The following is a 9,199-nucleotide window of genomic DNA, read 5'->3' as shown; positions in this document are numbered from 1 at the left end:
AGCACCGAAAATCAGTATCCTGCGGCACCGGAACGGATGCGGTGAAATTGGCATAGGCCGCGAAGCCTCTCAGTACTGCACCTTCGGGCCATGAAAAAAGCCAGCGCGAAGCTGGAAGTGATGGTGGAGTCGAGGAGGATCGAACTCCCGACCTTCGCATTGCGAACGCGACGCTCTCCCAGCTGAGCTACGACCCCACGTGGGCGGTCATCATAATACAGTAGCGGCGGCCGCGTAAATCCGCAGACCCCAGCCGCGGCAGTTCCGCTGCGCCAGGAAACTTCTGAATGACCGTGTGTCATTGCGGGCAGCGTTTAGCCTAGGGGAAAGCAATCTCGTTTTCTCGATTAAATGCAGGATTGCTTCGTCACTTTGTTTCCTCGCAATGACACTTACTGGAAAGCAGGATTGCTTCCCCGCCTGCGCGGGGACCACTGCGTTCCTCGCAAAGACACTTAATCGGAGATTCCCTGGGCGTGCGCGCCTTGGCTGCTTAAACGGTAAGCCCAGCGCAGCATGAAAACGCCGATGACGATCATCGGCAGGCTCAGCCACTGACCCATGCTCAGCCCCAGCCCGAGCAGCCCGAGGAAATCGTCGGGCGCGCGCGTGTATTCGACGAGAAAGCGGAAGACGCCATAGCAAATCAGGAACACCGCGGAGACCGCGCCGAGCGGCCGCGGCTTCTTCGAGAACATCCAGAGAATAACGAACAGCAGGAGGCCTTCGAGAAAAAATTCGTAAAGCTGCGACGGATGGCGCGGCGCCGGGCCCGCGGCTGCGAACTGGAAGACCATGCCCCACGGCACATCGGTAACGCGGCCCCAAAGCTCGCCATTGATGAAGTTGCCGATGCGCCCGGCGCCCAGCCCAAGCGGCACCAGGGGCGCGATGAAATCGGTCACGGCAAGCCAGCGTTTGCGCGTATGACGCGCGAATAAAGCCATTGCGATCAGCACGCCGAGCAGTCCGCCGTGAAACGACATGCCGCCCTGCCAGATCTTGAAAATATCGAGCGGCGCGTGCAGGTAATCGAAAAACTTGTAGAACAAAATGTAACCGATGCGGCCGCCCAGTATCGTGCCGAGCACGCCGTAGAACATTGCGTCGTCGAGTTCTCGTTTACTCCAGCCTGTCCACGGCTGAGTACGAATGCGGTAGCGGCCGAGCACCAGCACAAAGGTGAAAGCGAGCAGGTACATCAGCCCGTACCAGTGAATCTGCACAGGCCCCAGATGAATCGCTACGGGATCGAATCGCGGATGAACGAACATGGGCGCGGAGCTTTGGTTAAAATGTCCGCTATTATCGCGTGCTGAAAGCATCTCGCATACAGTGCACCCATTTGGCAATTCCTGGCCACGATTGTCGTCGCTACCGCGTTCGTAGAGCAGCGTCATTCCTGCGCAAGCAGAATCTCGTTAAACGCATCGAGAGACCGGCTTTTCGATTTAGGTTGCCGTCGAAGGCATAATTCGGGGCATTCGAGACCTGTTTAGCGGGCACCACAGTTTATTGCAGATGCCGAATGTCTCGCGGCATCGTCGGGCGAACTTCGGATCACTGCGAACCACCATCATCAAGGAGGAGCAATGGCAGAAAACCGCCGCAGCCGCGTCGTAACCGCCGGCGACCAGCGTTCACCGAACCGCGCCATGTTTTACGCGATGGGCTATCAGGATCGCGATTTCGACAAGCCTATGGTCGGCGTCGCCAACGGTTACAGCACGATCACGCCGTGCAATTCGGGCTTGAACGTGCTCGCGCAGCGCGCCGAAGCGGAACTGAAATCGGCGGGCGCCATGCCGCAGATGTTCGGCACCATCACCGTTTCGGACGCGGTTTCGATGGGCACCGAAGGCATGAAATATTCGCTGGTGTCGCGCGAAGTGATTGCCGATGCGATCGAAACCGCGGTGATGGCGGAATGGATGGACGGCGTCTTGATCGTCGGCGGCTGCGACAAGAATATGCCGGGCGCGATGATCGCGATGATGCGCATGAATATCCCGGCGGTGTTCGTCTACGGCGGCACGATCAAACCCGGCCATTACGCTGGTCGCGACCTGACCATCGTCAGCGCGTTCGAAGCGGTCGGCGAATTCAACGCCGGCAAGCTGAGCCGGACCGATTTCAAGGAAATCGAACGCCGCGCGTGCCCAGGCTCGGGCTCGTGCGGCGGCATGTATACGGCGAACACGATGTCGACCAGCATCGAGGCCGCCGGTTTGAGTTTGCCGGGGTCATCGACGATGGCCAACGAAGATGCCGAGAAAGCCGACAGCGCCGCCGAATCCGCGCGCGTGCTCGTGAATGCGATCAAGCAGCAAATTCTGCCGCGGCAAATCCTGACGGTTGCTGCGATCGAGAACGCGATCACGATTGTGATGGCCACCGGCGGCTCGACCAACGCGGTGCTGCATTGGCTCGCGATCGCGCACTCTGCCGGCGTCGAATGGACGCTCGACGATTTCGAGCGCATCCGCGCCCGCGTTCCGGTGTTGTGCGATCTGAAACCGTCGGGGCGCTATGTGGCGACCGATTTGCATCGTGCCGGCGGCGTTCCGCAAGTCATGAAGATGCTGCTGCAGCAGGGTCTGATCCATGGCGATTGCATGACCATTACCGGAAAAACCGTCGCCGAAAATCTCGCCGATATTCCCGTTGCGCCCGACAGCCATCAGGACGTGATCCGGCCCTGGAATGCGCCGATGTATGCGCACGGCCACCTTGCAATCCTGCGCGGCAACCTCGCGCCTGACGGCTGCGTCGCCAAAATCACCGGCCTCAAGAAAACCTCGATCACGGGTCCGGCGCGCGTATTCGATTCCGAGGAAGCCGCAATGGACGCGATCATGAGCGACCGCATCAAAGCCGGGGACGTGCTAGTCATCCGCTACGAAGGCCCGAAAGGCGGCCCCGGCATGCGCGAAATGTTGTCGCCGACTTCGGCAATCATCGGCAAAGGTTTAGGCAACGACGTCGGCTTCATCACCGACGGCCGCTTCTCCGGCGGCACCTGGGGCATGGTCGTCGGCCACGTGTCGCCCGAGGCTGCGGTCGGCGGCACTATCGCGCTTGTGCACGAAGGCGATTCGATCATGATCGATGCGGAAAAACGGTTACTGCAACTGAATGTCGGCGACAAGGAGTTGGCTCAGCGACGAGTGCAATGGCGAGCGCCGCAAACGCGCTACACGCGCGGCGTGCTGGCGAAATATTCGAAACTGGTGTCGAGCGCGAGTTTGGGAGCGGTGACGGATTAGCTTTAACTAAGCTGGAGGCAACTACAACAGGTAACTTGCAATTTTATCTCAACGGCCGAAAGTTGGTCGGCGGAAACAGCTTCGAAGTCCTGGGAGAAAGTATGAAACTGACAATACTTCTATTGTCCGCTGTACTGCTATTAATAGTTGGTTGTGCTAGTGGCGAACTCGCGCAGAACCTTGAAGAGGGCATGTCCAAGGAACAGGTCATCGCCATTATGGGAAAGCCTGACGGGTTCCAGCGGAGCGGCGAATACGAGGCGTTGAAGTACACAAATCGCGTGATTAGCGGCTGGGACGTGCGCGGCAAAGCCGACTACGCGATGATCCTAAAAAACGGCCGGTTAGTTGAATGGGGGGCGGGACAGGTTAGGCAAAGCGATTCGGCGCTTCGCACGCTTGTTTTGGTGCCGCTCCAATGACCGACTCACAAAAGCTTGCTTTTGCTCGCCGCTGAATTTGCGCGTTATGCATGACTGCTTCAGACCATAAACAGCGAACGGCGGAACAAATCATCACTGAGGGTATCTTCCATGATGCCAAAGGTTTTGGATATCGGGCTGCGTCGTGGCTGGACCTTGTCAAACGAACGGGGCAGTTCGCTGCGCTACACTACGCCTCCATTGATGGTCGCCTTGCTATCGAGCACTTAGTATTCGAGCAGATCATCATCACTGCGGGCGCAGCCCTAACCGAGGAAAACTACAAGAGGTTGCTTTCGGAGCCACGAAAGCTGAGTAAGTTGCTAGAGCAGATCGTACCGGACCACGAAAAATTGCAGGACTTTACCGAGATAATAGGCTCGTTATCTTCCGGCATCCCAAGAGTAAATAAATGGAACATCAAGAAATTGATGAGGTCTTGGGGGATTCTGTCATCGTATCTTCACTGGAGCGGTTCGCATATTCAAACGACAGAGAGCCCCGAGTGGCAGGGGCAGGCCATACAGAAAGTCGCTCAGATCATAGAGCCATTGTGGGAAAAGATGAACTCTGCGCTAAGTGGTTGCATGTGTATAGAATCAATGAAGCCTCAAGTACGCAGCGTCTGGGAAGACTTTCGAGCAGGAACAATCGACGCTGCCAGCGTCCGAATAAGACTCGAAATCGTGCGACCGCTGGCGAAAAGATAGTTATTCATAACAACCGCACTGAGGCCGACGCAGTATTGCCGCGGGAATCGCGAATTGGGACGTAACGAACGGCCCTCCCGGATTTCGTTGCGCTGCATCCGGGGCTGCTTGCATTGCTGCACTAACTTTCGCAAACATCAAGGAACATTTTCATGACGCTCTCCATGTACCAGGCTTCCGTTCCCGTGTTCGTGCGCATGCTCGGCAATCTGTCGGCTTTTCTCGATAAGGCGACAACCCACGCCGAGGCGCGCAAGATCGATCCGGGCGTGCTGCTGAACGCGCGCCTCTTTCCCGACATGCTGCCGCTTGCCAAGCAGATTCAGATCGCGACCGATTTTGCGAAGGGAACGTCAGCTCGTCTCGCCGGGATCGAAGTGCCGAAGTACGAAGACAATGAAGCGAGCTTCGCCGAATTCCAGGGGCGCATTAAAAAGACGCTGGCGTTCGTGCGAAGCTTCGAGCCTGCGCAAATCGATGGGTCGGAGGAACGCGAAATCAACATTACCGTCGCCGGCAAGCCGATGTCGTTCAAGGGCCTGCCGTATCTGCTCGATTTCGCGTTGCCGAATTTCTATTTCCATATGACAACGGCCTACAACATCCTTCGCCACAACGGATTGGAAATCGGCAAGCGCGATTTCATCGGCAAGATCTAATTTCCAATCGAACTGCATGGTCCGGTCAAAGGCGGTCGCAATTGCGGAAGTGATAAAACGATTGAAGCGGATTCACGCAACATACTTTGCAGCGATGCTCTTTGCACTTGCCGGCTGCGCTTTTTCGAACGCTGAGGCGGCGCAGGATGACGAGCTGCTGGAGCTGATCAACCAATATCGCGCCGGGGGAACGCGTTGCGCGGGCCGCTCTGTTGCGCCCGCTGCTGCATTACGAGCGAATGCGAAGTTGGCGGCGGCGGCGCGCACGGCGGCCGATGACGGGCCCCTCGGCAAGCACCTGCAGCGCGAGGGCTACAGCGCCAACAATGCCCAGTGGCTCAACGTAACCGGTACCGAAAGCCCGCTTCTCACGATGAAGCTGCTCGCGCAACGCTTTTGCGGGCAGTTGACGCGCGCGAGCTACACGGATATCGGCATCTACCAGAACGGTGCTTCGTGGTCCATCGTGCTTGCCGCGCCGCGCAGCGGCCCGACGGATGCCGCGGCGGCAGCGAAGAAAATACTCGCGTTAACCAATTCGGCGCGCGGGCAGGCTCGCCGCTGCGGCAAAACGGATTACTCCAAAGCGCAACCGCTCTCGTGGAACGCGCAGCTTGCGGCGGCCGCCACGCAACACAGCGCCGATATGGCGAGCAAAAACTATTTCAGCCACACGGCCGAAAACGGCAGCACGCCGGACGAGCGCGTCAAGCATGCCGGCTACCGCTATCGCATCGTTGCGGAAAACATCGCGGCCGGGCAAGCGGACGCGCGCGAAGTCGTCACCGGTTGGCTGAAAAGCCCGGGCCACTGCGCCAACGTGATGAACCCGAAAGTAACCGAGATGGGCGCCGGCGTGCGCAGCGAATCCGCAAGCAAGCTCGGCATCTACTGGACGCAGGTGTTCGCCAGGCCGCTGTAGTGGGGGGCGCGGAACGCCAGCTATCCGATCTCTATTCGTAATGTGTCACATTCGAATAATCTTCACTGTCTTTTCTTCCTTCAAAACCTGATAAACCAAACGATGCTGAATGTTGATGCGGCGAGAGTAAGCGCCGGCAAGGTCGCCGATGAGCTTTTCGAAAGCCGGTGGGTTTTGAAACGGATTGTTGCCCAGCAACTCTAAAAGCTGTTCGGCGCTGTTGCGCAATCCGGCGGCGGCGATTTTTTTGGCGTCCTTTTGCGCCTGTCGGGTAAATACAACGCGCCATTTCACCAACCCGGCCCCGTCAGACATTTGTCCGGGGTTGTCTTCAGTCCTTTGCGGATCGATTCGCGCATGCCGGGAATGGACAGCAGGTACAGTGTTTCCTGTATCGCGCGCCAGTCTGCTTCGGCTATCAGCACGGCCGAGTTTCGCTTGCCGGCAATCACCACTGGCTCATGATTGCTTGCGGTTTCATCGATCAGCCGATAAAGATTGGCTCGGGCTTCGCTGGCGGTAAGATTAGACATGCTGGCTCCCATGGAATCTTTGATGCTCTGATCGTACTAAATAACGTACGACTCAACAAGTTCGCCTTCATGCCCAATCGCCTCGCCTCCGAAACCAGTCCATACCTGCAGCAGCACGCCGGCAATCCAGTCGATTGGCACGCGTGGAACGACGAAGCGCTCGCGCTCGCCAAGCGCGACGACAAGCCGATCCTGCTTTCGATCGGCTACTCGGCTTGCCACTGGTGTCATGTCATGGCGCATGAATCGTTCGAGGATGCGGAAATCGCCGGCGTCATGAACAAGCTGTTCGTCAATATCAAGGTCGATCGCGAGGAGCGTCCGGACCTCGATCAGATTTATCAAACCGCGCACGCGATGTTGACCCAGCGCAACGGCGGCTGGCCGTTGACGATGTTCCTGATGCCTGATGATCAGACGCCGTTTTTCGCTGGTACTTATTTTCCGAAAACGGCGCGCTACGGCCTGACCGGTTTCAGGGACGTGCTGACGCAGATCGCGGACGCTTATCGGCAGCGGCGCGCCGACATCGACGAGCAGAATGCCTCGCTCAAAAATGCGCTGCGGCGCACGCAACCCGCAGCGGCCGGGCAACACATTGCGCTCAGCGATGCGCCGATCACGGCAGCATTCGATGCGTTGCGCGCGAGTTTCGATAGCCGCCACGGTGGATTCGGCGACGCGCCGAAGTTTCCGCATCCGGTCGAGCTCGAATTCCTCCTGCGCCGCTACGCCGCTGACAAAGACGCCGATGCGCTGGCGATGGTGCGCACGACCCTCGGCAGCATGGCCGAAGGCGGCATTTACGATCAGCTCGGCGGCGGCTTTGCGCGCTACAGCGTCGATCGCTTCTGGATGATTCCGCACTTCGAAAAAATGCTGTACGACAACGGGCCGCTATTGCGGCTTTATGCCGACGCGTTTCTGGCGGTGAAAGAACCGCTGTTTGCCCAGGTCGTGGAGGGAACGGCGCAATGGGTGCTGCGCGAAATGCAATCGCCAGAGGGTGGCTATTACTCGACGATAGACGCCGATTCCGAGCACGAGGAAGGCAAGTTTTACGTATGGACGACGGACGAGGTTCGCGGCTTGCTTTCCGCGGATGAGTACGCCGTTGCCGCGCCGCATTACGGCCTCGACCGGCCCGCCAATTTCGAAGGCAAGGATTGGCACTTGCGCGTGGTGCAGGGCCTCGATGAGACCGCCGCCAAAGCCGGCAAGCCGCTAGAGCAGTGCGAAAATCTGCTCGCCTTGGCGCGAGCGAAGCTGTTCGCCGAGCGCGAAAAACGCGTGCATCCGGGGCGCGACGAAAAGATTCTGACGAGCTGGAATGCTCTGATGATCAAAGGAATGGCGCGCGCCGCGCGGGTTTTCGGACGCGCTGACTGGCTGGCTTCGGCAGAGCGCGCCGCAGGCTTCGTGCGCGGCGTCATGTGGCGGGACCGCAAGCTGCTCGCGACCTACAAAAGCGTGCCTGGGCGTTCGGGAGATTCGACGCAGCCCGGCCGTGCGCACCTGAACGCCTATCTCGACGACCACGCATTCCTGCTCGATGCGCTGCTGGAACTGCTGCAAGCGCGTTTTCGCAGCGATGATCTGGATTTCGCGCAGGAACTTGCCGACGCGCTGCTCGAACGCTTTGAAGACAATGAAAACGGCGGATTTTTCTTTACCAGCCACGATCACGAACAACTGATCCATCGCCCGAAACCCGGCCACGACAACGCGACGCCTTCGGGAAACGGCATCGCCGCTTACGCGTTATCGCGCTTCGGTCATCTGGTAGGCGAGCCGCGCTATATCGAGGCCGCGGAGCGCGCGCTGCAACTTTTTTACCCGGCCATGCAGCGCCAGCCAGGTGGCTTTACCAGCCTTGCGATAGCGCTCGAAGAGGCTTTGGAGCCGCCGCGGATCGTCATCCTGCGCGGTCAATCGACTGACGATCTGGCGGTGTGGCAGCGCGCGCTACAAGAGCATTATTTGCCGAATACCGTGACGCTCGCCATTCCGGCCGGCGCGAAAAATCTTCCCGCGGCGCTCGACAAGCCGGGCAGCGAAACTGTCAACGCGTGGGTCTGCCACGGCGTTACATGTTTGCCGCCCATCGACGATCTCGCAACTCTGATCGACGTTTGTAAAAACAGCGACGGCGTCTAGAATCGCACCGAGTCACTCAAGGAGAGCGCATATGAACAAATTTAGTGTAATGAGTTTGATCGCCGCCGCCTCGCTGGCATGGGCAGCGCCATCGTTTGCCGCCGACGACGCAGCTGCAAAGGCGCTCGCGCAGAAGAACAACTGCCTGGCCTGTCATGACGTCGACAAAAAACTCGTCGGCCCGGCGTTCAAGGAAGTCGCCGCCAAATACAAAGGCGATAAGGCTGCCGAGACGAAACTGACCGAGAAGGTCAAAAAAGGCGGCGTCGGTGTCTGGGGCCAGATTCCGATGCCGCCGAATCCGAACGTAAAAGACGACGAAGCAAAAACTTTGGTGCAATGGGTTCTTGCCATGTAGGCCCATGGTTCGCGCAAAAAGCCGGTCTTGACACCGGCTTTTTGCTTTCTGGCGCACACGATTTGCGACATTCTTTGCTTGTCCACACACGGGTTTGCCGGTTTTAGTTATATGCAGCAAGCCACTGCGCTCCTAAATTGACAAGGTTTGGAGGCATGCGGATAATCGACCG

At 58.4% G+C, this 9,199-nt stretch carries 10 protein-coding genes and 1 tRNA gene; 7 read left to right on the top strand and 4 right to left on the bottom strand.

Features of this window, described 5'->3' with window-relative positions; all coding sequences use genetic code 11:
- Positions 1-121: 121 nt before the first annotated feature.
- Together H0V78_05540 and H0V78_05535 are read right to left on the bottom strand one after the other, a co-directional pair.
- Positions 122-197: transfer RNA gene (locus H0V78_05540), tRNA-Ala, on the bottom strand.
- Between the two features lie 258 nt (positions 198-455).
- Positions 456-1,274 carry a prolipoprotein diacylglyceryl transferase gene (locus H0V78_05535; protein ID MBA2351252.1) on the bottom strand — a complete coding sequence of 273 codons (819 nt, stop codon included), beginning with the start codon at positions 1,272-1,274 and terminating at the stop codon, positions 456-458.
- 318 nt (positions 1,275-1,592) lie between these two features.
- Here H0V78_05535 and ilvD point away from each other — a divergent pair, with 318 nt between their 5' ends.
- The 5 genes from ilvD to H0V78_05510 all read left to right on the top strand — a co-directional run bounded on the left by ilvD (position 1,593) and on the right by H0V78_05510 (position 5,979).
- On the top strand, positions 1,593-3,266 hold the full coding sequence (ilvD, locus tag H0V78_05530; protein MBA2351251.1) for a dihydroxy-acid dehydratase: 1,674 nt from the start codon (positions 1,593-1,595) through the stop codon (positions 3,264-3,266).
- Positions 3,267-3,301: 35 nt separating this feature from the next.
- Positions 3,302-3,688: a hypothetical protein gene (locus H0V78_05525; protein ID MBA2351250.1), complete on the top strand. Its 387-nt coding sequence runs from the start codon at positions 3,302-3,304 to the stop codon at positions 3,686-3,688.
- 50 nt (positions 3,689-3,738) lie between these two features.
- On the top strand, positions 3,739-4,398 hold the full coding sequence (locus tag H0V78_05520) for a hypothetical protein (GenBank protein ID MBA2351249.1): 660 nt from the start codon (positions 3,739-3,741) through the stop codon (positions 4,396-4,398).
- Between the two features lie 152 nt (positions 4,399-4,550).
- Positions 4,551-5,057 carry a DUF1993 family protein gene (locus H0V78_05515; protein ID MBA2351248.1) on the top strand — a complete coding sequence of 169 codons (507 nt, stop codon included), beginning with the start codon at positions 4,551-4,553 and terminating at the stop codon, positions 5,055-5,057.
- A 94-nt stretch (positions 5,058-5,151) separates the two neighbouring features.
- Entirely contained in the window at positions 5,152-5,979 is an 828-nt protein-coding gene (locus H0V78_05510) for a CAP domain-containing protein (GenBank protein MBA2351247.1), read from the top strand.
- Between the two features lie 45 nt (positions 5,980-6,024).
- On the opposite strand, the gene H0V78_05505 is transcribed toward H0V78_05510, so the two are convergent.
- A complete protein-coding gene (locus tag H0V78_05505) occupies positions 6,025-6,273 on the bottom strand; it encodes a Txe/YoeB family addiction module toxin (protein ID MBA2351246.1) in 249 nt (82 codons plus the stop codon).
- The gene (locus H0V78_05500) at positions 6,270-6,512 is read right to left on the bottom strand and encodes a type II toxin-antitoxin system Phd/YefM family antitoxin (protein MBA2351245.1); all 243 of its coding nucleotides are present in this window, start codon (positions 6,510-6,512) and stop codon (positions 6,270-6,272) included. Before H0V78_05500 ends, H0V78_05505 begins: the two co-directional genes overlap by 4 nt.
- Positions 6,513-6,581: 69 nt before the next feature.
- Between H0V78_05500 and H0V78_05495 the strand changes: the two genes are divergently transcribed.
- Together H0V78_05495 and H0V78_05490 are read left to right on the top strand one after the other, a co-directional pair.
- Positions 6,582-8,669 carry a thioredoxin domain-containing protein gene (locus H0V78_05495; GenBank protein MBA2351244.1) on the top strand — a complete coding sequence of 696 codons (2,088 nt, stop codon included), beginning with the start codon at positions 6,582-6,584 and terminating at the stop codon, positions 8,667-8,669.
- A 31-nt stretch (positions 8,670-8,700) separates the two neighbouring features.
- Complete coding sequence (locus H0V78_05490; protein MBA2351243.1) at positions 8,701-9,027, top strand: c-type cytochrome; 327 nt, start codon at positions 8,701-8,703, stop codon at positions 9,025-9,027.
- The last annotated feature ends 172 nt before the right edge of the window (positions 9,028-9,199 follow it).

Source organism: Burkholderiales bacterium, from assembly GCA_013695435.1.
In the GTDB taxonomy this organism is placed as follows: domain Bacteria; phylum Pseudomonadota; class Gammaproteobacteria; order Burkholderiales; family JACMKV01; genus JACMKV01.
This window is presented reverse-complemented; position numbering and strand designations above follow the sequence as displayed.

What these genes read in the sequence shown, in the direction of transcription:
- H0V78_05535 (MBA2351252.1), bottom strand. Translation starts at nt 1,274, where the DNA reads ATGTTCGTTCATCCGCGATTCGATCCCGTAGCGATTCATCTGGGGCCT.
- ilvD (MBA2351251.1), top strand. Translation starts at nt 1,593, where the DNA reads ATGGCAGAAAACCGCCGCAGCCGCGTCGTAACCGCCGGCGACCAGCGT.
- H0V78_05520 (MBA2351249.1), top strand. Translation starts at nt 3,739, where the DNA reads ATGACTGCTTCAGACCATAAACAGCGAACGGCGGAACAAATCATCACT.
- H0V78_05515 (MBA2351248.1), top strand. Translation starts at nt 4,551, where the DNA reads ATGACGCTCTCCATGTACCAGGCTTCCGTTCCCGTGTTCGTGCGCATG.
- H0V78_05510 (MBA2351247.1), top strand. Translation starts at nt 5,152, where the DNA reads ATGCTCTTTGCACTTGCCGGCTGCGCTTTTTCGAACGCTGAGGCGGCG.
- H0V78_05500 (MBA2351245.1), bottom strand. Translation starts at nt 6,512, where the DNA reads ATGTCTAATCTTACCGCCAGCGAAGCCCGAGCCAATCTTTATCGGCTG.
- H0V78_05495 (MBA2351244.1), top strand. Translation starts at nt 6,582, where the DNA reads ATGCCCAATCGCCTCGCCTCCGAAACCAGTCCATACCTGCAGCAGCAC.
- H0V78_05490 (MBA2351243.1), top strand. Translation starts at nt 8,701, where the DNA reads ATGAACAAATTTAGTGTAATGAGTTTGATCGCCGCCGCCTCGCTGGCA.